Annotated in this window: 24 protein-coding genes; 14 read left to right on the forward strand and 10 right to left on the reverse strand. The window is 60.8% G+C overall.

Annotated features, from left to right (window positions below; genetic code table 11):
* Nucleotides 1-240: 240 nt before the first annotated feature.
* From AC1RO5_RS16645 to AC1RO5_RS16660, 4 genes are read right to left on the reverse strand one after another with little or no spacing between them, the layout of a single operon-like run.
* On the reverse strand, nt 241-798 hold the full coding sequence (locus tag AC1RO5_RS16645) for a DUF4136 domain-containing protein (protein WP_493176314.1): 558 nt from the start codon (nt 796-798) through the stop codon (nt 241-243).
* A gap of 53 nt (nt 799-851) precedes the next feature.
* Nucleotides 852-1481: a DUF4136 domain-containing protein gene (locus tag AC1RO5_RS16650; RefSeq protein WP_493176315.1), complete on the reverse strand. Its 630-nt coding sequence runs from the start codon at nt 1479-1481 to the stop codon at nt 852-854.
* A 12-nt stretch (nt 1482-1493) separates the two neighbouring features.
* Entirely contained in the window at nt 1494-2243 is a 750-nt protein-coding gene (locus tag AC1RO5_RS16655) for a methyltransferase domain-containing protein (protein ID WP_493176316.1), read from the reverse strand.
* Entirely contained in the window at nt 2243-2545 is a 303-nt protein-coding gene (locus AC1RO5_RS16660; RefSeq protein ID WP_477812994.1) for a MazG-like family protein, read from the reverse strand. The genes AC1RO5_RS16655 and AC1RO5_RS16660 overlap by 1 nt, the downstream gene beginning before the upstream one ends.
* A gap of 191 nt (nt 2546-2736) precedes the next feature.
* Between AC1RO5_RS16660 and AC1RO5_RS16665 the strand changes: the two genes are divergently transcribed.
* Both AC1RO5_RS16665 and AC1RO5_RS16670 read left to right on the forward strand, forming a co-directional pair.
* Nucleotides 2737-3030, forward strand: a complete 294-nt coding sequence (locus tag AC1RO5_RS16665) for a hypothetical protein (RefSeq protein ID WP_493176318.1) — start codon at nt 2737-2739, stop codon at nt 3028-3030.
* A gap of 61 nt (nt 3031-3091) precedes the next feature.
* Complete coding sequence (locus AC1RO5_RS16670) at nt 3092-4432, forward strand: MATE family efflux transporter (RefSeq protein WP_493176319.1); 1341 nt, start codon at nt 3092-3094, stop codon at nt 4430-4432.
* 23 nt (nt 4433-4455) lie between these two features.
* Here AC1RO5_RS16670 and AC1RO5_RS16675 read toward each other — a convergent pair whose 3' ends face one another.
* From AC1RO5_RS16675 to AC1RO5_RS16700, 6 genes are all read right to left on the reverse strand, one after another.
* Complete coding sequence (locus tag AC1RO5_RS16675; protein ID WP_493176321.1) at nt 4456-5253, reverse strand: DUF4123 domain-containing protein; 798 nt, start codon at nt 5251-5253, stop codon at nt 4456-4458.
* The gene (locus AC1RO5_RS16680; RefSeq protein WP_493176322.1) at nt 5250-6572 is read right to left on the reverse strand and encodes a contractile injection system protein, VgrG/Pvc8 family; all 1323 of its coding nucleotides are present in this window, start codon (nt 6570-6572) and stop codon (nt 5250-5252) included. The genes AC1RO5_RS16675 and AC1RO5_RS16680 overlap by 4 nt, the downstream gene beginning before the upstream one ends.
* Nucleotides 6573-6805: 233 nt before the next feature.
* Complete coding sequence (speA, locus tag AC1RO5_RS16685) at nt 6806-8719, reverse strand: arginine decarboxylase (protein WP_007937227.1); 1914 nt, start codon at nt 8717-8719, stop codon at nt 6806-6808.
* A gap of 220 nt (nt 8720-8939) precedes the next feature.
* Entirely contained in the window at nt 8940-9311 is a 372-nt protein-coding gene (locus AC1RO5_RS16690; protein ID WP_493176324.1) for a translation initiation factor Sui1, read from the reverse strand.
* Nucleotides 9312-9486: 175 nt separating this feature from the next.
* A complete protein-coding gene (locus AC1RO5_RS16695; protein ID WP_019582277.1) occupies nt 9487-10044 on the reverse strand; it encodes an NUDIX hydrolase in 558 nt (185 codons plus the stop codon).
* A gap of 3 nt (nt 10045-10047) precedes the next feature.
* Nucleotides 10048-11115: a DUF2333 family protein gene (locus AC1RO5_RS16700; RefSeq protein ID WP_019582276.1), complete on the reverse strand. Its 1068-nt coding sequence runs from the start codon at nt 11113-11115 to the stop codon at nt 10048-10050.
* Nucleotides 11116-11404: 289 nt separating this feature from the next.
* Between AC1RO5_RS16700 and gcbA the strand changes: the two genes are divergently transcribed.
* The 12 genes from gcbA (at nt 11405) to purH (ending at nt 26605) form a co-directional block, all read left to right on the forward strand.
* Nucleotides 11405-13075: a diguanylate cyclase GcbA gene (gene gcbA, locus AC1RO5_RS16705; RefSeq protein WP_493176326.1), complete on the forward strand. Its 1671-nt coding sequence runs from the start codon at nt 11405-11407 to the stop codon at nt 13073-13075.
* Between the two features lie 954 nt (nt 13076-14029).
* Nucleotides 14030-15073 carry a methyl-accepting chemotaxis protein gene (locus AC1RO5_RS16710; RefSeq protein ID WP_493176428.1) on the forward strand — a complete coding sequence of 348 codons (1044 nt, stop codon included), beginning with the start codon at nt 14030-14032 and terminating at the stop codon, nt 15071-15073.
* Nucleotides 15074-15171: 98 nt separating this feature from the next.
* Nucleotides 15172-16914, forward strand: coding sequence for a protein-disulfide reductase DsbD (locus AC1RO5_RS16715; protein ID WP_493176328.1), 1743 nt, complete (start codon nt 15172-15174; stop codon nt 16912-16914).
* 132 nt (nt 16915-17046) lie between these two features.
* A complete protein-coding gene (gene aroQ / locus AC1RO5_RS16720) occupies nt 17047-17499 on the forward strand; it encodes a type II 3-dehydroquinate dehydratase (RefSeq protein WP_007937215.1) in 453 nt (150 codons plus the stop codon).
* Nucleotides 17500-17547: 48 nt separating this feature from the next.
* A complete protein-coding gene (gene accB / locus AC1RO5_RS16725) occupies nt 17548-18012 on the forward strand; it encodes an acetyl-CoA carboxylase biotin carboxyl carrier protein (protein ID WP_018928421.1) in 465 nt (154 codons plus the stop codon).
* Nucleotides 18013-18029: 17 nt separating this feature from the next.
* Nucleotides 18030-19388 carry an acetyl-CoA carboxylase biotin carboxylase subunit gene (gene accC / locus AC1RO5_RS16730; RefSeq protein ID WP_007937211.1) on the forward strand — a complete coding sequence of 453 codons (1359 nt, stop codon included), beginning with the start codon at nt 18030-18032 and terminating at the stop codon, nt 19386-19388.
* Nucleotides 19389-19545: 157 nt separating this feature from the next.
* Nucleotides 19546-21099, forward strand: coding sequence for an RNA/DNA-binding domain-containing protein (locus AC1RO5_RS16735; protein WP_493176329.1), 1554 nt, complete (start codon nt 19546-19548; stop codon nt 21097-21099).
* A 168-nt stretch (nt 21100-21267) separates the two neighbouring features.
* A complete protein-coding gene (gene prmA / locus AC1RO5_RS16740) occupies nt 21268-22146 on the forward strand; it encodes a 50S ribosomal protein L11 methyltransferase (RefSeq protein ID WP_493176330.1) in 879 nt (292 codons plus the stop codon).
* A gap of 30 nt (nt 22147-22176) precedes the next feature.
* Nucleotides 22177-23403, forward strand: a complete 1227-nt coding sequence (locus AC1RO5_RS16745; protein ID WP_493176332.1) for a DUF3426 domain-containing protein — start codon at nt 22177-22179, stop codon at nt 23401-23403.
* 185 nt (nt 23404-23588) lie between these two features.
* Nucleotides 23589-24599 carry a tRNA dihydrouridine synthase DusB gene (gene dusB, locus AC1RO5_RS16750; RefSeq protein ID WP_018928425.1) on the forward strand — a complete coding sequence of 337 codons (1011 nt, stop codon included), beginning with the start codon at nt 23589-23591 and terminating at the stop codon, nt 24597-24599.
* Nucleotides 24596-24916: a DNA-binding transcriptional regulator Fis gene (fis, locus tag AC1RO5_RS16755; RefSeq protein WP_007907419.1), complete on the forward strand. Its 321-nt coding sequence runs from the start codon at nt 24596-24598 to the stop codon at nt 24914-24916. Before dusB ends, fis begins: the two co-directional genes overlap by 4 nt.
* An 81-nt stretch (nt 24917-24997) precedes the next feature.
* Nucleotides 24998-26605 (forward strand): bifunctional phosphoribosylaminoimidazolecarboxamide formyltransferase/IMP cyclohydrolase, encoded by a 1608-nt coding sequence (gene purH, locus AC1RO5_RS16760; RefSeq protein WP_019650620.1) that lies wholly within the window; start codon nt 24998-25000, stop codon nt 26603-26605.
* Nucleotides 26606-26729 lie beyond the last annotated feature (124 nt).

Genomic DNA, 26729 nt, shown 5'->3' on the forward strand with positions numbered 1-26729 from the left:
TGGCAACTCGCCATCCCACCAACAAAAACTCCCTGTGGGAGGGCAATGCTGCTCACAAAAGAGAGTCTTGAATCAGAGAAACCTGTGGCGAGCGAGCTTGCTCGCGTTGGGCTGCGTAGCAGCCTCAAAAATCTGACAACCACTGTCGATTTTGTGAGCGCTACGCACTCAAGCGGGAGCAAGCTCCCTCGCCACAGGCCCGCTTCCACAGTGGGTCTGTGGTGTCAGGCAGTTCAGGGTTCAGCGCGGTGGATAGTTAGCCAATATGCGCCCGACCGTCTGGCGTATCGTATTGCTGCGGTCCTCTGGCTTGGGTGTGCGGCTGAGCGTTTGCTCGTCGCTGCCGCGCCACACCAGTTTGCCGTCCTTGCCATCGAGCAGGTCGATCTGGATGGTCGCCACCTTGTAGCTGACGTTGCGGGTTTCGTTGTACATCGGCCCGCCCCAATAACCGTTCCATGGGCCACCCCAACCGCCGCCATAGTTAGTGGTCACTTGTTGCTGGCGATCTTCAACGATCAGGTAGGTTTGCACCTTCAGGTCTGCCTTGGCGCCGGCGGCGGCCGGACGCAAGCCACGCTGATCCAGTTGATCGGCAACGGCCTGGCGGATGCGTTGTTCGGTCAGGTCACTCTTGATCCGTGGGTCATCGGGACGGTATTGCACGGCGGGCTCTTTCCAGCTCCAGCTGCGATAGGCGGCAAAGTCGCGACTGGCATCGAAGTCATGATTGACCTGGTTGGCGGCGCAGGCAGTGAGCAGCGCAGCCATGGCCAGTAAAACGAGACGGCGGAACATGATTTTTCTCCAATTGAAGACATGCACCTGCGGGAGGCTTCCTGAACAGGAAGCTAACTAGGAGGATACGCCGACATGGCCTTTTCGACAGCTTCGCGCAGGGCATCGGCACGCTCGCTCTGGTTGCCCTGACTGCTGGTTTCGGCACTGGCACTCCACACCGGTTGACCGGTGCTCGCGTCGAACAGATCGACCCGCACCACCACGACTTGCACCTGATAAGTACGGATGACCGGCACCGTGTTGTACATGCCGTAACCACTGCCGTAGCGGTTGTAACCGCCGCCGTAATACCCCCCTCCGTAGCCGCCACCGTAACCAGAGCCGTCCTGCACCTGACGCAAGCGGGTTTCCAGGCGCAGGTCAGCGCTGACCAACAGGTCCGCCGGGCGGTTGTCATGCAACGGGCGCAGGCCGCGTTGATCGAGGGCATTGCTGACGGCTTCGGCCACCTGCTCCGAGTCAGCCCAGGCCGTGCCCGCAGGCAGGCGCCCGTTGAGCCAGGCCCAGCTGCGATAGCGGCCGTAATCGCGTGGCGCCGCCGGGTAGGCGCTGCGGTCGAAAGTGCCGGCGGCCTGGGGCGGCGCCGGTGGCAGGGGCCTGGACGTCGCGATGTAAGGGTTGCTGCCCTGACAGGCCGCCAACCCCAGACAGATCAACAGTAACCCTGAACGACTTTTCATTGCGCGCTCCGGTCAGATCGGCCGACAGATCCAGTGCAAGTAGCGCCCAAGCCCGGCGAAGCTTGGGTGACGGCGGTGGGCCAGCTCCATTTCCAGCAAGTCGAGCAGTTCGGCGCGGGCCTGGAATTCCACCGGCATGTAGTCGTGAAAAACCCGCACTCCACTCTGGCTTTCGACCCGCCACAGGCCCTCAAGTTGCGCCGCCAGTTCCCGTGGATCAAGCGGCTGTTGCGGCGTCAGGCTCTGCTTCTCGCCGGCCATATCGTTCTTGCGCATCTTGCGGAAATGGCCCTTGAGCAGGTTGCGGTAGATCAGCGCGTCGCGGTTATAGAACGCCAGGGACAACCAGCCGTCCGGCTTCGTCAACTGATGCAGCACCGGCAAAATCGCATGGGGTTCGGCCAGCCATTCCAGCACGGCGTGGCACAGCACCAGGTCATAGGGTTCGGTGAGTTGACCGAGCAACTCCTGCCACGGCGCTTGAATGAACGTCGCCGTCTGCCCGGCTTCGGCGAAACGCTGGCGAGCGCCTTCAAGCATCGGCTCGGCGGGTTCGGCCAGGGTCACCTGATGACCGCGCTGGGCCAGCCACAACGACATGTGGCCCAGGCCGGCGCCGATGTCCAGTACGCGCAACGGGCGGTCCGGCAGGGTTTCGGCCAGGTCGGCCTGCAGTACTGCGAGGCGGATCGCCCCTTTGGCGCCCCCGTAGATTTTTTCGGCGAAGCGGGTCGCCAACTGATCGAAATGACGGTCGCTCATCAGCTGAACCGCCGTTCGCTGTCCGCGAGCTTGCTGCGTACCACTTCATTCATGTCCAGCCCCAACTCGCTGCACAGCAGCAGTAGATACAGCACGATGTCGCCGATTTCCTGCCCGGCATGGGTCAGTTTGTCCGCCGGCAACTGGCGCGACTGGTCTTCGGTCAGCCACTGGAAGATTTCCACCAGCTCGGACATTTCCACGCTCGCCGCCATGGCCAGGTTTTTCGGGCTGTGAAATTGCCGCCAGTCATTGCGGTCACGAATGGCGTGCAGGCGTTCGGTCAGTTCAACAAGGTTCATCGGGCTCTCCTGAAGGCGTATAGCTTCAGGGGGATGGCGGGTGAAGGCAAGTAGCAGCGTTGTGCCTGCGTACTTGCGCCATACTCAAAAAAATCGCAGCCTTCGGCAGCTTCTACGGGAACCCGGGAGCACGATCAATAGCCCAAGGCTCGGATCCGGCAACCACGCCACCACTCCATCAGGACGTATACATGCAGGTAGACAGCTTTTTCGAATGGCTCGGCCAGGCAATCGGTTCGGTCATCCGCTTTATCATCGATGCCCTCAGTGGTCTGTTCAGCCTGTTGAGCAACGCCAGCAGCAATTTTGTCGAAGGGCTGGCCCAGGCATTGGGCATGGAAACCTCGATCATCAGCATCATCACGTTGATCCTCGGGCTGATGCTGCTGTGGTCGGCGATCCGCGCCTTCATGAACGCGTCGATCATCATGGGGATTATCTGGTTGCTGCTGGGGTTGTGGTTGCTGAGCTGGATCATTCACTAAGCCCACTCGATCACGACAAAACAAACTACCGCTACAATGCAGGCGCCCCCAAGGAGCCTGCATGTCCAACCTGATTGCCGACTGGCGCGACCGTCCGACCCATCGTCGCGTCTGGGCGCTCGCCGCCCCGATGATTCTCTCGAACATTTCCGTACCGCTGGTAGCGCTGGTCGACAGTACCGTCATCGGCCACCTGCCCCATGCTCATCAGCTCGGCGCCGTCGCGGTGGGCGCCAGTCTGTATACCTTTCTCGCCTGGGCCATGGGCTTTCTGCGCATGGGCTCCACCGGGTTCGCCGCCCAGGCTGCCGGGCGCGGGGACGGCGCAGCGTTGCGGCAGATATTGCTGCAAGGTTTGTTGTTGGCCGTGGGCCTGGCCATTCTGTTGGGGACGTTGGGCGTGCCGTTGAGCGGGGGTGCGTTGCACTTCATGCAACCGTCGGCAGAGCTGGATCAATTGACCCGCGAGTTCTTCCACACGCGGCTGTTCGGCCTGCCGGCGGCGCTGGCCAGTTATGCGCTGGTCGGCTGGTTTCTCGGCACCCAGAATGCCCGGGCTCCGCTGGCGATTCTGCTGAGCACCAACCTGGTCAACATCGCACTCAACCTGTGGTTTGTGCTCGGCCTGGAGTGGGGCGTGGTCGGCGCGGCACGGGCCTCGGTGATCGCCGAGTGGACCGGCGCATTGATCGGCCTGTTCATGACCCGCAACGCCCTGCGCGCCTATCCCGGCCATATCGCCTGGGCCGCATTGGCGTTGTGGCAGAGCTGGCGCCCATTGTTGGCGGTCAACCGCGACATCTTCATCCGCAGCCTGGCGTTGCAGTCGGTGTTTTTTCTGATCACCGTGCAGGGCGCACGACTGGGCGATGCCACGGTCGCCGCCAATGCGTTACTGCTTAACGGCCTGTTGCTGACCGCCCACGCACTGGACGGTCTGGCCCACGCCGTGGAAGCCCTGTGCGGACACGCCATTGGCGCTCGCGACCGACAGGCCCTGCGCCGCTCACTGGTGGTGGCGTGCGGTTGGTCGCTGCTGGCAAGCCTGGGGTTTGCCTTGCTGTTTCTGTTCGCCGGGCACCTGTTCATCCAGATGCAAACCAACATCCAGAGCGTGCGCGACACCGCCTTCATCTATCTGCCGTACCTCGCCGCGCTGCCGCTGATTGCGGTCTGGAGCTACGTGCTCGACGGTCTGTTCATCGGCGCCACCCGCGCCCGGGAAATGCGCAACGGCATGCTGTTGACGGTGATCCTGCTGCTGCCCTTCGCCTGGATGATGAAAGACTTGGGCAACCATGGACTGTGGATAACCTTCCTGTTGTTCATGTTGCTGCGCAGCCTGACCCTTGGCACGTTCGCCTGGTACTTGCGCAAGAACGACAGCTGGCTCAAAGGATGACGAGCGGCAAACCTTCAACTCGTTCAGGGTTGATCGTTTTGCCACAGGTTGCGCAGGCTATCGAGACGCTCTTGCTGGGTGGTTCCCGATAACGGCAGCCCCGGCACGACATCGGGGTGCTGCAAGCGCAGCCATAACCAGCCATCGAGCACCGGGCGTTCACTGAAACCCAGTTCCAGCCCTTCCTGCATATGAGCCCACAAGCTGTTGTAGTCGGTCCCGGTGGAGCGGCTCCAGCGCCAAGCGTGCTGTTCCAGCAAGCAGGTTTGCAAGGTGTCTCGCTGACGCGGGCTGAGGTCTTCTTCAACGGCCAGCGGCCTGACGGCAAGCCGCGGATTGAACAACTGCTGCCAGCCCTGACAGCCAATGGCCCGGTCGGCCCAGGTACCGCCGAACCAGCGCAACTGATCGATCGGACCGAGCCAGCGACTCAGCTCCTGCGCATCGCAGGCATCGAAAAAGTAACTCGCCGTTTGAGGGTTGCAGTAACTCAACAAGGCCCGGTGATGCAGGCTGAAGGTGACGGTGAGCATGCGGCGCAAATGCTCCAGCAGCTGTGATGAAGAGGCTTCACTGACCAGCAGCAACCCGCTCCACGTGTGCGGCTCACTGAAGTACAGCTCGGCGAGCGCCGGGCATGAGCGAAGGTCGACCAAGGCTGGTCCGCGCTCACGCAACGGGTGAAACTCGGTGCCTTCGAACAGCCAGAACCATCGGGCATGAGCAAACTGTTGCGGCAACATCACACCGGCCTGAGGCACGCCCGGTACATCGAGCAACAGCCATTGCGGGGTCGAGTCGGGCGCCTGAACGGCAATCATGCCGCACCGCTCTGGCCAAGCTGCATCGCTGCCCGGCAAGTGCATAAGGATTGCGCGCAATGACTGAAGCTGCCCCCACCGGGCAGTAGACACAGGAGCACCAAGGGTTCACTGGATTGCAGCAAACCCAGTAAACCATCAACCGCGCGGCTGGCTTCAGTGGTTGAGGCGGATAGCAGCTCGGCCATGGCTGACTCTGCGCTGGACGGTGGTCCGGGAAGAAATCCGCTGATCAAGGGTTGGTCGGGATCACCTTCGATAAAGCTCACCAGCACTTGCGCGCCCTCACTCAAGGGCACGACACCCGCGCCTTCCAGCTCGCCAGACAACGGCAACCAACAGTGGCTGGGGGCTGCGCCCTCGCCTTGATAAAGCCAGTCAAACTGCACGGCAACCGATCTGCCGGGGTCGGGACAAGACTCTCCGACGTTGACTACCCATCCCCGTTGCAGGCTATGCATCCTCGGTTTCACAACCGGATGAGCCGCAATGAAAGGCACCTCCTGCACAACGACGCGCAACTGGTTGCGATACAAAAAACCTGGCTGCTGTCCTCCCTGGTGCTCGACATGGGTCAATAGCCAGAGACGATTCCAGTGCGAACACGGATGACCGGACAGCGGCATCAGTTGACCACTGCGCAGCGTTGGCAGGTTCGTCTGCCCCTCGGCAATCTGCCCGCAGCCATGAAGCTTGAACTGATGCACTCCCGGTCGTTCGCTCTCATCCTCGAAGACCCTCTCTTCGCCACGGCAAAACTGCCCAAGACCGTCGCCCAGGACCAGACAATGCCCGCGCACGCGGTGCTCGAAGTAGTAATGAAGCCGCTCCTGGGCGCATAGACGCTGGAGAAACTGCAGGTCCGATTCCCGATACTGCGTGCAGAAATCACGGGGCGGATAATCGCCGCTCAGGTCGAAACGACGATCCTTGCCGGCAATCCCATGCTCCTTGAGCACCTGAGCAAGAATCTCCGGCACCGAGCGATCGCTGAAAATTCGCTGATTGAAGCGCTGGGCCAGGCAAGCAAGCCTGGGGCCCAGACGTACACGACAAAGCCTGGGCTCATCGCCATGGCCAGATTGAACGAGGCCAAGCAACTGCCCGTGAATACCCTCCCCCTGCGGCCCGAAGTGCAAAAAGGCCGAGCGGTACAGCAGGCTTGCAAGGTCCAGCGTCGGGTCATCGTTCAGCAGATCCACGTCGAACGCAAAAGGCTCGCTGATGGCTTCACTACCGGTAAAGGCCAAGACCTCAAAGGGGTCGGCAAGACCCGCTATATCCAGACGAAATGACGGTTCGTTGACTGGATCGAACATCGGCGATTCTCTACAGGAGGGGCGGCTGGGGATTCTCGCTGAGAGACATGGCCGAGTAGAGTGCCGAAGTACAACTTAGGAAATGACCTACGTGAAAAGAAGACCACATCGCTTGGATTGCTCGGTATGTGGGTTATTTCGCGTGAAAAAAGAGAAGCCCCGTACCAGGTCATCTGAAATTTCCGCAACGTACGGAGAAATTTCAGACAACCTGATGGGCGCGGTGCCTTACCTCAAGAAGACAGGTAAGACGAACGGGTCAGGCCCAGACGCAAGGCATCGAGGAACTGGGTGCGTTCGCTGGCGCTGATGCGGGCACTGGCGCACTTGTCGCGGTAGTGGGTCATCAGCTCTTCCGGCGACAAGTGCACGTAACGCAGCATGTCTTCGATGGTGTCGTGGGTTTCGATACCGGCGTGGTACACGCTGCCGTCGGCATTCTGATAGATGTTCACCGAGTCGGTGTCACCGAACAGGTTGTGCATGTCGCCAAGAATTTCCTGGTAGGCACCCACCAGGAAGATCCCCAGCAGATAGTCTTCACCGTCATTCAGACCGTGCACCGGCAGGCTGGTCTCGATGCTCTGCTCGTCGACGTACTGCTTGATCTTGCCGTCGGAGTCGCAGGTCAGGTCTTGCAGCACCGCACGGCGCAGCGGCTCTTCGTCGAGACGGTGCAGCGGCAGGATCGGCAGGACCTGGCCGATGGCCCAGGTGTCCGGCAGGCTCTGGAATACCGAGAAATTGCAGATGTACTTGTCGGCCAGCTTGTCGTTGAGTTCGTCGAGCACCTGACGGTGGGAACGCTGACGGGCCTTCAATGAGTTGTGCAGACGGCGGCAAACGGCAAAGTAGCATTGCTCGGCCAGGGCTTTTTGCGCCAGGGTCAACTTGCCATCGGCGTATTGGGTGGCCACGTCGCTCATGTAGTGCGTGGCGCGCCAGTAGGTCTCGGTGACCATTTCGATGTCGGTCGGGCCGAGCAGGTCAACCAGCCACTGCACGGTTTCCGGCAGCTCTTCCTTGTTGTCGATCTTCGGCACGTCGTCGTTGTGTTTCTCGACGTCGGTCACCTGAACCACCAGCATCGCGTGGTGGGCGGTCAGGGAGCGGCCACTTTCAGAGAAGATGTTCGGGTGCGGCAGGCTCTGCGCATCGCAGAATTCCTTGAGCATCCCGACCACGACACCGGCGTAATCGTCCATGTCGTAGTTGATCGAACTGGCGTTACGCGAGTGAGTACCGTCGTAGTCCACGCCCAGACCGCCGCCGACGTCGATGTGATCGACCGGCAGGCCAAGGTTGCGCAGTTCGCCGTAGTAACGAATCGCTTCCTTGAAGCCGTGCTGGTAGTCCGCCAGGTTGGCGATCTGCGACCCCATGTGGAAGTGCAGCAGGCGAATGCCCTGGTCCAGGCCAGCGGCACGGAAACGCTCGACCACCGACAGCAGTTGCGCCGCCGACAGGCCGAACTTGGATTTTTCGCCACCGGTGTCTGCCCACTTGCTCGACGCCAGGGACGACAGACGCACGCGCAGGCCGACCTGTGGCTTGACCTTGAGCGACGCCGCTTCTTCGATCACCAGACCGACTTCGGATTCTTTCTCGATCACGATGAACACGTTGTGGCCCAGCTTCTGGCCCATCAGCGCCAGACGGATGAACTCACGGTCCTTGTAACCGTTGCAGACGATGGTGCCACCCTTCGGCGCCAGGGCCAGTACCGCCAGCAGCTCAGGCTTGGAGCCGGCTTCCAGACCGATCGAGACGTTCTGGGTGGCGATGATGTTTTCAATCACCGCTTCCTGCTGGTTGACCTTGATCGGGTACAGCGCGGTGTACTTGCTCTGGTATTCCAGACGCTCGATGTTGGCGTCGAACGCACCGGTCAGCTGACGCACGCGGTCTTGCAGGATGTCTGGGAACCGCACCAGCAACGGCAAGGACAAACCGCTTTTGCGCAGTTGGTCGACTTGCTCGAACAGGTCGATAGGCGAACTGGTCGGGCCGTTCGGACGAACTTCGACGCGACCGGCGTCATTGATCGCGAAATACCCGGCCCCCCAATGGCGAATCCCGTAAACACTGCGGCTGTCCGCAACTGTCCATTGGCTGCCATCGTCTTTGCGTGTGCGTCTTACGGACATCGAAGTCCCCTATAAAGAAGTCATAGAGCGTCGCCTTGAGTTCAGGCCGGCGCAGTCTAAAGAATGAAAATGACGGTTCGTCAACGAGGGGGTAGACCTCGCTGACCGCAGTGAGTTTAGAAACCGGTCATGAACAGGCTCTGTGAAAACCATGGAGACGACGCCAGACCAGAATGCAATCAGGACTGGATCAAGCCGCGGGTGGTTTTCACAGAGGCTGCTAGCCGCCGGACTTCTTCGCTTTGAAACCGTGTTTGATCAGCTCAGCCAAGAGTAGCTCGACATGATCGCCCTGGATTTCGATGATCCCGTCTTTCAACGCCCCACCGGTCCCGCAACGTTTCTTCAACGTGGTGGCCAGTTCCTTGAGCGCGTCTTCGGCCAACGGCACGCCGGTGATGGTCGTCACCGTCTTGCCGCCACGGCCCTTGCTTTCGCGACGCACGCGAGCGATGCCGTCGCCGGACGGGATAACGGTTTGTTTGCAGATGCAGGCGTCCACCGGTTTACTGCATTCCGGGCAATGACGACCTGCGTCGGTGGAAAATACCAGGCCACCAAGGGCGGCGAAGGATGCGGCTTTTTTGGCCACCGGCAATCCTCTTGGGAGGACAAAGACTGATCGCAACCTTGGGCAAGGTTATCGACCGCGAAGCCCCACTCAGGCAGGGGCAGCGCTACTGAGCCGGGCACTGCCGGTTCAGTTTGAAAAGGTCGCGCAGTGTAACGGCAAAAAGCCGACTTGCTAAGAGCCAATCGGCGCCAATTTACAGCTCTTTTGCGACGTCATCCCCTTGGGCGCGAAGATAGCGCTTCAGGGCTGCCAGAGAGTCCGGGCAGTACGGCTTTTGCTGGATTTCCAGCAGGACCTGATCAATCGGGATAAAGCGCGCTTCCAGCACCTCTTCCGGTTGCAGGATCAATGGGCCGTCCCACACCGCCGAAAACGCCGAGCACCAGAGCCGGTTGCCGGTGTCCTCGAAGAAAAAGTGATCATGGGCGGTCAGTTCCACACCGCTCACACCCAGCTCTTCTTCCAGTTCACGGGCCGCCGATTCGGCGTAGGTCTCGGTGGCCAGCACCATGCCGCCGGCCGCCACGTCCCAGTAACCGGGATAAATCGCTTTGCTCAGGGTGCGCCGGTGCACGCACAGCTCGCCGGCAGAATTGAACAGCATGATGTAGGTGCCGCGCCCGATCAGCCCGCGCTCGCGCAAGTCGGAGCGCACCAGAGCGCCGAGCAGGTTGTCCTGCTCGTCGACCCAGGCGATCTGTTCGGCATCGGAGGCCGCGCGGTGGGCCGCCTCTTTAGCGCTATCTACCATGACTCAGCCCTGATTGAGCAGTTGACGCAAGTCGATCACCGCGGCGTTGGCCCGGGAGATGTAATTGGCCATGACCAGCGAGTGGTTGGCCAGCACACCGAAGCCGCTGCCGTTGAGGATCATCGGGCTCCAGACCGGCTCTTGCGAGGCCTCCAGCTCACGGATGATCTGGCGCACGCTGACCGTGGCGTTTTTCTTCGCCAACACATCGGCGAAGTCGACTTCGATGGCGCGCAGCAGATGGGACAATGCCCAGGCCTGACCGCGGGCTTCGTAGAACACGTTGTCGATCTGCATCCACGGGGTTTCGACGACTTCTTCGTCAACCTGCGGCACCTGGCCGAGCGCCGGGACTTCGGTTTTCAGCGCGGTGTTGAGCTTGACCCGGCCAACGCTGGCCGACAGCCGTTGCGACAGCGAGCCCAGACGGGTCCCTACATCACCCAGCCAGTTGTTCAGGTTGTCGGCGCGGGCGTAGAACAGCGCGCTCTTCTGGTCAGGCCCCGACAGGCGTGCCTGATAACGGCTCAGGGAGTTGATGCCTTCCTGATACTCGGACTCACTGGATGGCAGCACCCAGCTCTTGTTGTCGAAGTTGAAGCGCGGCTCGGCCTTGGCCAGGTCGGCGTCTTCGGCGGACTGCGACTGGGAACGGGCGAAGTCTTTACGCAGCGCACGGCTCAGGTCGCGGACCTGGACCAGCACGCCATATTCCCAGCTCGGCATGTTGTCCATCCACAGGCCCGGCGGGAAACGGTCGTTGGAAATATAGCCACCCGGTTTGGTCAGCAAGGTACCGGCGACAGTCTTGAGGGTTTCCACCGTGGTGTACCCGACCACCATCTGCTTGCCTTCTTTCTCGGCTGCCACCTGGGCATTTTGCTGAACCGGAAAGAGCGCGGGCTCCTGGCTCCAGTACCAGCCCAGCGCGATAGCCACCAACAGGTAAAGGCAAATCAGAGTGGCCAGCGCCCGACTGAACAACAGGCCACCAAAATAACTGCGGGTGGCCGATTTCGGTTCAGCGGCACGCTCAGGCGCGCTGCCCGTGCGGTTCTTCCAGTCCAGCATGGCGATATCCTTTCAATCACTTGAGTTCATCGGTTCGACTACAACCCTACGCCATCGTGCCTTATTTGCCGCGCATTAAATCCTGCGGGACACAGCAAACCACACAATGACTGCAATCGAGCCGCCACTATAAATGAAGCACAGCGTTGAGCCTATGCGACCAGTCGGTCGGGAACTGAATGATGTCGCTTTGCAGATTATTGACATACGACAGTCATGCAATCGAAAAGAGGTGCTAGCATAGAGCCACCAGTCGATCTCAGCATGCACCCTAACTAGTAGTCAGGATATGACCGAGCCAGAAGACCCCAGCCGTGAGCGCCTCAAGCACCACTTTGCCCAGCGGGTAATTCATCAGGCACGTCAGATTCTTGAGATATGGCAACGCCTGCAACGCAACGAATGGTCCATCACCGACTTGTCGGAGCTGAGCGAGGCCAATCTGCGCCTGCTGCGCTTTGCCGAACGTTTCGAACAACCGGAACACACCCTGCTGGCCCGTCATATCGGCCAGTCGCTGGAGGCCGTCGACGCCAATCGCGGACGCCTGAGCAGCGGATTGATCACCGACCTCAACCGCCTGATGCAGCGCTTGTCCCGCACCGGCCTGCGCCATGGCGATCAGCTCGAACACACCTTTCTGCCACCGCTACGCAAGCCGATCTACGTGATGTTGCAAGATCACGACCGGGCAGAACGGCTGGCCAAGCAACTTGAATTCTTCGGGCTCAGCGCCCAATCCCTGGGCAGTGTCGCCGCGTTCCGCGCCTCGATGGTCGAGCGCTTGCCGGCGGCGATCGTCATGGATGTCGACTTCAGCGGTGCCGGCATCGGCCTGAAACTGGCGGCAGAAGCCCAGCAAGGCCTGGAGCAGCCCTTGCCGCTGTTGTTTTTCAGCCTGCACGAGACCGACACCCCGACCCGTCTCGCCGCCGTGCGCGCCGGTGGCCAGGAATTTCTCACCGGCACCCTCGAAGCCTCGAGCCTGCTGGAAAAAATTGAAGTGCTGACCTGCGTCGCCCAGTACGAACCTTATAAAGTGCTGATCATCGACGACTCCCGCGCACAGACCTTGCACACCGAACGCCTGCTCAACAGCGCCGGGATCGTCACGCGGACCTTGATCGAACCGATCCAGGCCATGGCCGAACTGGCGGATTTCCAGCCAGACCTGATCATCCTCGACATGTACATGCCGGCCTGCACCGGTACGGAACTGGCCAAGGTGATCCGCCATAACGACCGCTATGTCAGCGTGCCGATCATTTATCTGTCGGCCGAAGACGATCTGGACAAGCAGCTCGACGCCATGAGCGAGGGCGGCGACGACTTCCTGACCAAGCCGATCAAGCCACGCCACCTGATCACCACCGTGCGCAACCGCGCGGCGCGGGCGCGCAATCTGAAAGCGCGGATGGTGCGCGACAGCCTGACCGGTTTGTACAACCACACTCACATTCTGCAGTTGCTCGAAGACTGTTCATTCCGCGCCCGTCGCGAAAACAAGCCGCTGAGCTTTGCGATGCTCGACATCGACCACTTCAAACGGGTCAACGACAGCCACGGCCATCCCATGGGCGACCGGGTGATCAAGAGCCTGGCGCTGTTCCTCAAGCAACGGTTGCGCAAGACCGACTTCATCGGCCGTTACGGCGGTGAAGAGTTCGCCATCGTCATGCCGGACACCGATATTGAATCGGCCTACAAGGTGCTCGATGAAATCCGTCAGCGCTTTGCCGAAATTCACTACCCCGCTCAGCCCCAGGACCTCTGGTGCACCTTCAGTGCCGGCGTCGTCGAACTGCACGAAGGCTCCGACAGCCTGATGATGGCCACACAGGCAGACGAGGCGCTGTACCGCGCCAAGGACGCCGGACGCAACCGCGTGCAAGCCGCGCGGGAGTCAAAGCAAAGTGCCACTTTTTCATCGGAGTCGACCGATTCGGTCATAACGCTGTAACAGAAACGCAATAACTTCAGGCACTTACCATTCTGCCGTTGGTAGTCCGCAATGCGCCTGAAGCTGTTGACCAATCTCAATACCCTCCTTCTGGTTGCCGTGTGCGTGGCCCTCGGCGCTACCCTCTGGTGGTCGCAAAAAGCCCTGGAACGCCCCTATCTGTTGATGGAGCGTTACCTGGGCCTGTCCCAGCAGTTTCAAAATGAAGTGGCGCGCAACGTCGAGGATTACCTGGCCAGCGGCGATGCCCTGCGCCTGAGCAGCGCCAGCCAGGCCATCGACAGCCTGCACAAGGAGCTCGGCGAGTTGCCGCCGCCCCTGGCCGATACCTTGCGTCCCAGCCTGTCGAACCTGGAGGAGTTCAGCAAGACGGACCTGCTGGCTGCCGGCAAACTCGCCGGCGATCCACAAGCCCTGCTGCTGCAAGCTGAACGCGAGCTCGGCGCCAGCATCGATCAGCTCAGCCAGTACGCCAACGGCAACGCGGCGTACCTGACGCCTTTGCTCGCAGCTTCCCAGCATCTGGGCAAGTTGTCTTTGGCCCGGGACAAACTGGTCAGCAGCGGGCGCAGCGAACTGGCCGCCGATGTCGAGCGCGAAGTCGCCAGCATCCGCGTTCAGGCTGAACAATTGAACACCTTGCCGCTGCTGGGGGTGACTGCCAGCAGTGAATCGAACACCGATGATTTCTCCGCCATGATGGGCCTGGAGAACAGCGAGAAAGCCGTCGCCGAAGACGCCGGCGTCAGCCTCAAGCGTGAACTCAACAGCCTGCTCACCCGCTACCCGGCTGAACTGGCACGCACGCGCGAACAGATCCAGAAACGCGCCGACCTCAGCGCCGCGACTCACTTGAAAATCACCGCCGTGCAACAGGCCATCGCCGGGCTGGAACCGGTAGTGCGCGCCCAGCACGGGCAAATCCAGGGCGAAGTGCGGCTGATGCAGGGCGTAATGATCGGGCTGATTCTGCTGATCGCCTTGCTCATCGATACCTTGCAGCGACGCCTGGCCCGAACCCTGACCAATCTGGCGCCAGCGCTTTCGATCTGGGCCGAGGGCGACTTCAGTCGCGACATTCAACTGGGTGCGACCAACCGCGAGCTGCATGACATTCAAGCCTCGCTCAATCGCTTGCGCGCCTATCTGGTCGACCTGGTGGGGACCATTCGCCTCAACGCCGAGCAAGTCGCCGGCAGCAGCCGGACGCTGGCCGAATTGAGCAACGACCTGCACAGCGGCGCCGAGCATCAGGCCGGCGACACCGCGTTGATCCGCGACTCTCTCGGCGAACTCGAGGCGACGATTCAACAAGTCGCCGGTGACGCCAGCCAGGCCGCGAACGCCAGTCGTCATGCAGGGCTGGCGGTGGAGCACGGTCAGAAAGTCATCGGCCTGAGCCTCACCGGATTGCATGCGCTGGTGGGTGAAGTGCAAGGCAACGCGCAGATGATCGAACATCTGGCCGAAGAATCGGCGACCATCGGCGGCGTGCTGACGGTAATTCGCTCGATTGCCGACCAGACCAACCTGCTGGCGCTGAATGCGGCCATCGAGGCGGCCCGCGCCGGAGAGATGGGCCGGGGGTTTGCGGTGGTGGCCGAAGAGGTTCGCTCACTGGCGCAGCGTACCGCCGGTGCCACGGCCGAGATTCAGACGCTGATCGCCGGCCTGCAAACCGCCGCGCGGCAATCAGTCGAAGGCATGCGCGCTCAGGTCGAACACGCCGAAGCCACGGCCAATCAGGCCCAGGCGGCCGACGGTGCGCTGGATAAAATCGTCGGGGCGATCCAGACCATCTCCGACACCGCCGTGCGCATCGCCGATGTCACCGCCCAGCAGAGCGGCGCTGTCAGCGAAATCCGCGATCACAGTGAGCGGATTCATCAATTGGGCGGGGATAACTTGCTGCGCATCGGCGAGGGGCGTGAGCAAGGGGAGAATTTGCTGGTGCTGGGCGGACGGTTGCATACCGCCGTTCAAGCCTTCCGCGTCTAATAAATCGCCATCGCGGGCATGTTCACCACCCATTCCCCATTCTGCACACCAGCCCACTGTCCGCTATCATGCCCGCACCTCCGATACGCGAGATTGTCATGCGCCGTTTGCTCTGCCTGCTGTTTTTAGTGCTCGCCCTGCCGGCCTCCGCCGCCGGGTTGCTGGACAGTCGGCCCAGTTCCACGCTGGGCTCGATCAACAACAGCGCCGACTTCCTGCCGGTGCGCGAAGCCTTTCAGTTGAGCCTGGTAGAAAGTACGCCGCAATCGATCAAGCTGCGCTTTGTCGCCACCGAGGGTTACTACCTCTACCGCCATCGCTTCCAGTTTCGCGCCGATCCGGCCGACGTTGACCTCGGCGCGGCTCAACTGCCCAAGGGCGAACAAAAGCACGATGAATACTTCGGCGACGTCGAGGTTTACCACGGCATTCTCGATGTAGAACTGCCACGCACCGATTCCCGCGCCTTTACGCTGGCCGTGACCTATCAAGGCTGCGCCGACAAAGGCCTGTGCTACCCGCCCGAGACCGAACGCCTGAGTATTGATGGCAGCGGCGCCACGACCACAGCCTGGGGCTGGCGCGAACTGGCGCTGTTCTTCCTCGCAGGCCTCGGCCTGACCTTCACCCCCTGTGTGCTGCCGATGCTGCCGATCCTCTCCGGGGTGGTCCTGCGCGGGCAGATCGGCGGTTTACGTGGCTTCAACCTGTCGCTGGCTTATGTGCTGCCGATGGCCATCTGCTTCGCCCTGCTGGGCGCCTTGATGGGCATGTTCGGCGCACAGCTTAATCTTCAGGCGCGCTTGCAATCGGCCTGGGTGCTGGTGCCGTTCGCGCTGTTCTTCGCGGTGTTTGCCTTGGCGATGTTCGGGGTGTTCGAACTGAAACTGCCCTACGCCATCAGCAGCCGCCTGGACCGGATCGCCGGGCGTACCGAGGGCGGCTCGCTGTGGGGCGCGGCGGTGCTGGGCGTGGTGTCGAGCCTGCTGGTTTCGCCCTGCGTCTCGGCCCCCTTGGCCGGTGCGCTGCTGTACATCAGCGCCAGCGGCGATGCGCTGGGTGGCGGCTTGAAACTGTTCATGCTCGGCCTGGGCATGGGCGCGCCGCTGTTGCTGGTAGCGACTGGCGGCGCGGCCTGGTTGCCGAAAAGCGGGCCGTGGTTGATCTACGTGAAAAACGCGATTGGTGTGCTGCTGCTGGGGCTGGCGATCGGTTTGCTCAGCCGGGTATTGCCGGGCCAGATCACCTTGCTGTTGATCGGCTTGCTCGCCGGTGGCGTCGGTTTGTTCATGGGCGCGCTGGAATTCGTCTATAAACCGCCGAGAAAACGCTTGGGGCAATTGTTGGGGATGTTCCTGCTGTTTTATGCACTGGCCTGTTGGTACGGCGCGTTCAGCGGTCAGTCCGATCCGTTCAACCCCATTGGCCAGCCGCGCATCGTCGCCAGCAACGAGCAGCAACCGCAAATCGCCAGCACCTGGCAAACCATCACCACTCCAGCCGAACTGGATCGTGTCCTTGCCGAAGCCAAATCCTCCGGCACGCCGCTGCTGCTCGACTGGTACGCCGACTGGTGCATCAGTTGCAAAGTCATCGAACACGACGTGCTCAACGATGCCAACGTCATCGAACGTATCAAAGGCTATCGACTGATCCGTTTCGACATCACCGCCAGCAACACCGAACAGCGCGCCCTGCTCGACCGCTACAAGCTTTTCGGCCCTCCGGCGCTGATGTTTTTCGGCAGGGACGGCGTCGAACGCACCGATGTGCGAGTGATCGGCGAGATAAACGCCACGGACTTCGCCGAACGTGTTGCGAAAGCAAATGACCGGATTTAATCACCCGGTCACATATTTCGCGTAAACATCGGCCATCGTGCTGCCTATTGCATAGAACTGGACAGTCACAAAGGCTTTGCGGCATAGTCGCCGGGTTCTGACAATTGCACACAGATAACAAAGGAGCAGCAGATGGCGACCCTATTGGTTTTGCACGGCCCTAACCTGAACCTGCTCGGCACCCGGGAACCGGGTGTCTACGGTGCAACTACCCTGGCGCAAATCAACCAGGATCTGGAACAGCGGGCGCGCAATGCCGGTCACCATTTGCTTTACCTGCAAAGCAACGCCGAGTACGAATTGATTGACCGTATCCACGCTGCTCGCGGCGAAGGTGTGGACTTCATTCTGATCAATCCAGCAGCTTTTACGCATACAAGTGTCGCATTACGTGACGCGCTGCTGGCGGTGAGCATCCCATTCATCGAAGTGCATTTGTCTAACGTGCACAAACGCGAACCTTTCCGCCATCACTCTTACTTCTCCGATGTAGCGGTGGGAGTGATCTGCGGCCTTGGCGCCAGCGGTTATCGACTGGCCCTGGAGGCCGCCCTAGAGCAGCTTGAAAGACAGGCAACAGCTTGAACAACAAGCGTTAAACGCCCCTGACCGACCCTTGGGAGTTGATGATTCATGGATATCCGTAAAGTTAAGAAACTGATCGAATTGCTGGAAGAGTCCGGCATCGACGAGCTTGAGATCAAGGAAGGCGAAGAGTCCGTACGCATCAGCCGTCACAGCAAGACGCCGGCTCAGCAGTACTACGCACCGGCTCCGATGCATGCGCCGGCACCGGCACCAGTTGCTGCCGCCGCCCCGGTTGCTGCCGCTGCTCCTGCGGCTCCAGCTGCCCCAACGCTGAACGGCAATGTTGCCCGTTCGCCGATGGTCGGCACGTTCTATCGCAAATCTTCGCCGTCCTCGCCATCCTTCGTTGAAGTCGGCCAGACCGTGAAGAAAGGCGACACCCTGTGCATCGTCGAAGCCATGAAGATGATGAACCACATCGAAGCTGAAGCCAGCGGTGTGATCGAATCCATCCTCGTCGAAGACGGCCAGCCGGTTGAGTACGACCAACCGCTGTTCACCATCGTTTGAATCGCGGAGAGCCTTTGATGACTGCGAAGTTGGAAAAAGTTCTGATCGCCAACCGCGGTGAGATCGCCCTGCGGATTCTGCGTGCCTGCAAGGAAATGGGCATCAAGACCGTCGCCGTTTACTCCAAGGCCGACAAAGAGCTGATGCACCTGGGCCTGGCAGACGAATCCGTCTGCATCGGTCCGGCCTCCGCTGCGCACTCCTACCTGCACATTCCGGCCATCATCGCCGCCGCTGAAGTGACCGGTGCTACCGCCATTCACCCAGGCTACGGTTTCCTTGCGGAAAATGCCGACTTTGCCGAACAGGTAGAGAACTCCGGCTTCGCGTTCATTGGCCCGAAAGCCGACACCATCCGCCTGATGGGCGACAAGGTATCGGCCAAGCACGCCATGATCGCCGCTGGCGTTCCAACCGTTCCGGGTTCCGACGGCCCACTGCCTGAAGACGAAGAAACCGCTCTGCGCATTGGTCGCGAAGTCGGTTACCCGGTGATCATCAAAGCCGCTGGCGGCGGTGGTGGTCGTGGCATGCGCGTGGTGCACAAAGAAGAAGACCTGATCTCCTCGGCGAAACTGACCCGTTCCGAAGCGGGCGCAGCGTTCGGCAACCCGATGGTCTATCTGGAAAAATTCCTGACCAACCCACGTCACGTGGAAGTTCAGGTGCTTTCCGACGGTCAGGGCCACGCCATCCATCTGGGCGACCGCGACTGCTCGCTGCAACGTCGTCACCAGAAGGTTCTCGAAGAAGCGCCGGCACCGGGCATCGACGAGAACGCGCGCGAGGAAGTCCTCGCCCGCTGCGTCAAGGCTTGCATCGACATCGGCTACCGTGGTGCCGGCACTTTCGAGTTCCTGTACGAGAACGGCCGCTTCTACTTCATCGAGATGAACACTCGTGTCCAGGTAGAGCACCCGGTATCGGAAATGGTCACCGGCATCGACATCGTCAAGGAGATGCTCAGCATCGCCGCCGGCAACAAGCTGTCGTTCACCCAGGATGACGTGGTCATCCGCGGTCACGCGCTGGAATGCCGAATCAACGCCGAAGACCCGAAAACGTTCATGCCGAGCCCAGGCACGGTCAAGCATTTCCACGCACCAGGCGGCAACGGCGTTCGCGTCGATTCGCACCTGTACAGTGGCTATGCCGTTCCGCCGAACTACGACTCGTTGATCGGCAAGCTGATCACCTACGGCGCAACCCGTGACGAAGCCATGGCGCGCATGCGCAACGCGCTGGATGAGATCGTTGTCGACGGGATCAAGACCAACATCCCGCTGCACCGCGATCTGACCCGCGATGAAGGCTTCTGCAAAGGGGGGGTGAACATTCACTACCTCGAGCACAAGCTGGCCGGCGACAAGCACTAAGCTTCAGCCGGAACATGACAAGGCCGCCTTCGGGCGGCTTTGTTGTTTCTGAAGGTTTCATCCATCCCTATGGGACTTAACTGACAGGCGCTAGCCTGTTCGGGCTGGCTATAATCGCCCCTTATTCAGCGCAACGCTGACAAACCAGAGCCCGCCCATGCCTGAAAAACTGCCGATAAACCTGAACGACCTGCTACGCCAGCGGACAGTCGAGGGCGAGCGAATTGAATATAAAACGGGTTGGAATCCTGATCCGATCATTCGCACGCTCTGCGCCTTCGCCAACGACTTTGAAAACCTGGGCGGTGGTTATGTGGTTATTGGGCAGGATTGCGATACCAATGGTCAGCCGGTCTTTCCTCCCCTGGGCCTTGCCGATCAGGATCTCGACAAGATCCAGCTCGAACTGCTGGCCGCTTGCCAATCCATTCAGCCAGCCTACTTTCCCGTGTTGAGCATGGAAGAGGTTGAAGGTCGCAAGCTGATAGTACTGTGGGCACCAGGCGGGCAAAATCGCCCGTATAAAGCCCCGGCAGCGGTGACCTCCAAGCACAGGAGCTTGCATTACTACATCCGTCGTTACAGCAGTACGGTGGAAGCCAAGGGGGAAACCGAGCAGGAACTCTTGAGTCTTGCCGCCAAGGTACCTTTCGATGATCGCTTCAACCTGGCCACTAGCGTCAGCGATCTATCCAAACCCCTGATGCAAAGCTTCCTGCAGGAGGTTGGCAGTGCCCTCGCCGACGACGCAGGCAGCATGCCTACCGAGACACTGGGCCGACAAATGAACGTCGTGGGTGGCCCGACCGAGTCGCCGTGGCCCAAGAATGTTGGTCTGATGTTTTTCAGCACTACACCCGAGCGATTCTTTCCAGGGACACAGATTGATGTGCTGTGGTTTCCCGAAGGTGCTGGCGGCGACCGTTTTGACGAAAAGATTTTCACAGGCCCACTGGCAAACATGACCCGCGAGGCACTGGCCTATATTCAGCGCAATTTCCTGCATGAAACGGTCATCAAACACCCGGACCGCGCCGAAGCCACACGGGTCTGGAACTTCCCTTTCGCGGCGATTGAAGAGGCGCTGGTCAACGCCGTATATCACCGCTCCTACGAGGAACGCGAACCGATAGAGGTCCGCATCAGCCAGGAAGAATTGGTGATTTTGAGCTTTCCTGGACCTGACCGCTCAATTCGCCTGGAAGACTTGCGAGCCGGTCGAGCCGTTAGCCGTCGTTACCGCAACCGACGAATTGGGGAGTTTTTGAAGGAGCTGGACCTGACGGAAGGACGCTCGACAGGAATTCCCAAAATTCTCAAAGTCATGGCCACCAATGGCTCACCTGCACCGCTGTTTGAAACTGACGATGACCGGATTGCTTACGTCGTTCGACTGCCCGCACACCCTCTGTCACAGAGCAAAGGAGCAGTGACCGGGGAGGCCACCATGGAAGTCACCATGGAAGTCACCATGGAAGTCGCTGCGTTACTGAACGTCATCGATGGCGATATGAGCAGGCTAGAACTTCAAACCGCCATGAACTTGAAAAACGCCGACCACTTTCGTAAGGCTTACATATTGCCTGCCATTGCTGCCGGGGTTCTTGAAATGACGCTGCCCGAACAACCTAACAGCCGCCTGCAACGTTACCGCCTGACGAACAAAGGCCTGCAATGGCTCACAGTCAAAAACGCAGGAAATCCGCATTAAGGTGTGATCCAGACCAACAAGGCCGCTTTCGAGCGGCTTCGTTGTTTCTGCCCCCCCGTAGGAGCGAGCATGTGTCGGCCTTGTCGTCTTCTGCCGCGCGCTCGCGTAAACTTGCGCGCTTCTCGCAGCCCGCTAGGCTGCAATCTATATTTTTCAAAGGTGCCCGCCATGCCTTGGCTGCAAGTCCGTCTCGCCATCAGCCCAGAACAAGCCGAAACCTACGAAGACGCTTTCCTTGAAGTGGGCGCCGTGTCGGTGACCTTCATGGACGCCGAAGACCAGCCGATCTTCGAGCCGGAACTCAACACCACCCCGCTGTGGTCGCACACACACCTGTTGGCCCTGTTCGAAGGCGGCACCGACGCAGCCAGCGTGCTGGCCCACCTCGAGTTGCTGACCGGCAGCCCGCTGCCCGAGCATCACAGCGAAGTGATCGAAGACCAGGACTGGGAACGCAGCTGGATGGATGGCTTCCAGCCGATGCGCTTCGGCCAGCGCCTGTGGATTGTCCCGAGCTGGCACGCCGCACCCGAGCCTGATGCGGTAAACCTGCTGCTGGATCCGGGCCTGGCGTTCGGTACCGGCACTCACCCGACCACCGCGCTGTGCCTGGAATGGCTCGATGGCCAGGACCTGAAAGACTGCAACGTGCTGGATTTCGGCTGCGGCTCGGGGATTCTGGCGATTGCCGCCCTTCTGCTGGGTGCCAAGCAAGCCGTCGGCACCGATATCGATGTGCAGGCCCTGGAGGCCTCCCGCGACAACGCCGGACGCAACAACATTGCCGAAGAGCTGTTCCCGCTCTACCTGCCGGAAGATTTGCCGCAGGTTCAAGCCGACGTACTGGTCGCCAATATCCTCGCCGGCCCGCTGGTGTCCCTGGCGCCGCAACTGTCCAGCCTGGTCAAGCCCGGCGGTCGCCTGGCGCTGTCGGGCATCCTCGCCGAACAGGGCGAAGAGGTCGCCGCCGCTTATGCCCGGGACTTCGATCTGGACCCGATCGCCAATCGCGACGGTTGGGTACGCATCACTGGCCGTCGGCGCTAGAATGAGCGCCTGCATAAACCGGATTGCCGCATGACCGATAGCTTCGTCACCCAATGCCCGCATTGCCAAACCAGCTTCCGCGTCAGCCATGCTCAGTTGAGCGTGGCCCGTGGGGTGGTTCGTTGCGGCTCGTGCTTGCAGGTGTTCAACGCCGCCAGGCAGTTGCTCGAGCAACGGGCCGGCAAGGAAGCGGTAAAACCGGTTGCATCGGCGCCCGCAGAACCGCCAGTGCAGCGGGCCATCAGCCAAAAGCAATGGACCGCTGCCGAAATGGACCTGGACAGCCTGGACCTGGACGAAGAACTCGCCCGGCTCGAACAGCGGGAAATCCAGCCGACGACGGAGTTCGGTCGCCCCCGCGAAGACAGCCTCAGCGCTCGCCGCGACAGCGCCGAGCACGACGAAGCCCCTTGGTCCGACAGCCTCTTCAGTGAATCGGCCGCCGATCGCGCGCAATCCGTCAACGTGCAGACGCCTGAACCGACGATCGAGCCGAGCAAACACTCGCGCACCGAGCCCTCGCTGTCCATGGAGCCCGTGCCACTGGACGATGAGCCCGAGATACAGCAGCTGCGCCTGCACGACCCGCTCGACGCCCCGATCCCTTTTGGCAGCCTGTCGGCGAAAACCGATGACGATGAGATCGACGATGACCTGCCCTCCGTCGAGCCTCTGCGCAAGCGCCGCGAACGCAGCGAGCCGGCCCTGCGCGCTGAAGTGCTGCAGGATCTGACCGACGACCCGTTGCAACTGGATTGGCAAAAACGCCGCTCCCCCTGGGGTCGGCGCTTTTTCTGGCTGCTGCTGATCCTGCTCGGCGCCGCCGGCCTCGTTGGCCAATACGTCGCCTACCACTTCGACGAACTGGCGCGCCAGGACCAGTATCGTCCGTGGTTCCAGCAACTGTGCCCGCACATCGGCTGCACAGTGCCGTCCAAGGTCGACATCGCGAAAGTCAAAAGCAGCAATCTGGTGGTCCGCAGCCACCCGGACTTCAACGGCGCGCTGGTGGTCGATGCCATCATCTACAACCGTGCGCCCTTCTCCCAGCCGTTCCCGCTGCTGGAGCTGCGCTTTGCCGACCTCAACGGCCACCTGATCGCCAGCCGTCGCTTCAAGCCCGGCGAGTACCTCAACGGCGATCTCGAAGGCCTGGCCGAAATGCCGCCGCAAACGCCGATCCACATCGCGCTGGACATTCTCGACCCAGGCCCCAAAGCGGTGAACTACAGCCTGAGCTTCCATTCGCCCGAGTGAAACACTCAAGCGTTGCAGGCTTGACGACGGTTTCCTGACTTTGGCCGTTCAAACCAAACCGCTGGCGATAACGAATTAGTTGTTCAGATTTTGTTCAATTCAGCCTTTATCCAGTCATCGAGAGCGGGTATCATGCCAACCCTTTTTCGAACTCTCATGATCCGGCCCCACAACAGGGAAGTCCTATGTCGGCGGTACGCATCGGTCCATATACATTGCACAACGGCTTGATCCTCGCCCCCATGGCGGGTGTCACCGACCAGCCCTTTCGTCAGCTGTGCAAACGATTGGGCGCAGGACTTGTAGTCTCGGAAATGGTCACCAGCGACATGAGCTTGTGGAACACCCGCAAATCGCGGATGCGCATGATCCACGAAGGCGATCCCGAGCCCCGCTCGGTACAGATCGCCGGCGGAGATGCGCAGATGCTGGCGGATGCGGCCCGGGCCAACGTCGAACTGGGCGCACAGATTATTGACATCAACATGGGCTGTCCGGCGAAGAAGGTCTGCAACAAGGCTGCCGGCTCCGCACTGTTGAAGGATGAAGCATTGGTGACCGAGATCCTGCAGGCCGTGGTGGCTGCGGTCGATGTGCCGGTCACCCTGAAGATCCGCACCGGCTGGGACCGGGCGAACAAGAATGGTCTGACGGTGGCGAAGATCGCCGAACAGGCAGGCATTACGGCGTTGGCCGTACATGGCCGCACCCGTGCCGACCTGTACACCGGGGAAGCCGAGTACGACACCATTGCCGCGATCAAGCAGGCGGTGTCGATTCCGGTCTTCGCCAATGGCGATATCGATTCGCCCGAGAAAGCCCGGTACGTGCTCGACGCGACCGGTGCCGATGGCCTGTTGGTGGGCCGGGCTGCCCAGGGGCAGCCATGGATTTTTCGTGAAATCGACCATTATCTGCGTACCGGTGAAAAACTCCCGGCACCGGAACTGATCGAGGTGGAATGTATTCTGCTTGAGCATCTGGCCGCGCTGCATGCCTTCTATGGCGACGTCATGGGCGTGCGCATAGCTCGCAAGCATGTGGGCTGGTATCTCGCAACCTTGCCGGGCGCCAGGGAGTTTCGCGCCCACTTCAATCGTTTGGAAGATACGGAAGCACAATGCGCCTACGTTCGGGGCTTCTTCGCCGAACGCTACAAGAGCCTGACAGGGGACGGAGAAGGGGTGGCCGCATGACGATGATGACCGAGACTTTAGTGAGTGGAACAACACCCGTGAGCGACAACGTGAATTTGAAACAGCACCTCAATACACCGAGCGAAGAAGGTCAGACCCTTCGCGGGAGTGTCGAGAAGGCGCTGCACAATTATTTCGCCCACCTTGAGGGCGCTGCCGTCACGGATGTGTACAACCTGGTGCTCTCCGAAGTCGAGGCTCCCCTGCTCGAATGCGTGATGAACTACGTCAAGGGCAACCAGACCAAAGCCAGTGAGCTGCTCGGGCTGAACCGGGGCACCCTGCGCAAGAAACTCAAGCAGTACGATTTGCTGTAAGCATTCAATCAAACCAGAAAGGCGCCCGCGTAAAACCGGTCGCCTTTTTTGCTGACTCCTTTGCTTTTGATGGAAATTGAGATGACCGACCAGACTACCCGCCTGCCGATCCGCCGCGCCTTGATCAGCGTTTCCGACAAGACCGGGATCCTTGAATTCGCCAAAGAGCTCGAAGCCCTGGGCGTAGAGATCCTCTCCACCGGCGGGACGTTCAAGCTGCTGCGCGACAATGGCGTTGCCGCAGTGGAAGTCGCGGATTACACCGGTTTCGCAGAAATGATGGACGGCCGGGTGAAAACCCTGCACCCGAAAATCCACGGTGGGATCCTCGGTCGTCGCGGTATCGACGACGCCATCATGAGCGAGCACGGCATCAAGCCGATCGATCTGGTAGCGGTCAACCTGTACCCGTTCGAAGCCACCATTAACAAGCCAGGCTGCGACCTGCCGACCGCCATCGAGAACATCGACATCGGCGGCCCGACCATGGTTCGTTCGGCGGCAAAAAACCACAAAGACGTGGCCATCGTGGTGAATGCCAGCGATTACGCCAACGTTCTCGAAAGCCTCAAGGCCGGCGGCCTGACCTACGCTCAGCGTTTCGACCTGATGCTCAAGGCCTTCGAACACACCGCAGCCTACGACGGCATGATCGCCAACTACATGGGCACCGTGAACCAGGCGGCTGAAACCCTCAGCACCGAAGGCCGCAGCGAATTCCCGCGCACCTTCAACAGCCAGTTCATCAAGGCTCAGGAAATGCGCTACGGCGAGAACCCGCACCAGAGCGCGGCGTTCTACGTTGAAGCCAAGCCTGCCGAAGTCGGCATCGCCACCGCGACCCAACTGCAAGGCAAAGAGCTGTCGTACAACAACGTGGCCGACACCGACGCCGCGCTGGAATGCGTGAAGAGCTTCGTCAAACCGGCCTGCGTGATCGTCAAGCACGCCAACCCGTGCGGCGTGGCCGTGAGCCCGGACGCCGAAGGCGGCATCCGTCAAGCCTACGAACTGGCCTACGCCACCGACACCGAGTCGGCGTTCGGCGGCATCATCGCGTTCAACCGCGAGCTGGATGCTGAAACCGCCAAGGCCATCGTCGAGCGTCAGTTCGTCGAAGTGATCATCGCCCCGTCCGTCAGCGCAGAAGCCCGCGCCATCGTGGCAGCCAAAGCCAACGTACGCCTGCTGGCCTGCGGCGAGTGGTCGGCTGACCGCGTTCCGGCCTGGGACTACAAACGCGTCAACGGCGGTTTGCTGGTACAGAGCCGCGACATCGGCATGATCGGCAGCGAAGACCTGAAAGTGGTGACCAAGCGCGCCCCGACCGAGCAGGAAATCAACGACCTGATCTTCGCCTGGAAAGTCGCCAAGTACGTCAAGTCCAACGCCATCGTCTACGCCAAGAACCGTCAGACCATCGGTGTCGGCGCCGGCCAGATGAGCCGCGTGAACTCCGCGCGTATCGCCGCGATCAAGGCTGAACACGCCGGTCTGCAAGTCGCCGGTTCGGTGATGGCATCCGATGCGTTCTTCCCGTTCCGCGACGGTCTGGACAATGCGGCCAAGGTCGGCATCACTGCGGTGATCCAGCCAGGCGGCTCGATGCGTGATGCTGAAGTGATTGCTGCTGCCGACGAGGCCGGCATCGCCATGGTCTTTACAGGCATGCGCCACTTCCGTCACTGATTTTCCTGCTTGATCGTGCCCACGCTCTGCGTGGGCTCGCAGCCCGGGACGCTCCGCGTCCCTCGGACGCAGAGCGTCCGTTGAGGCATTCCCACGCGGAGCATGGGAACGATCAGCCCCTACA

The sequence above is a fragment of the Pseudomonas sp. GW822-FHT02G04 genome (assembly GCF_058802085.1).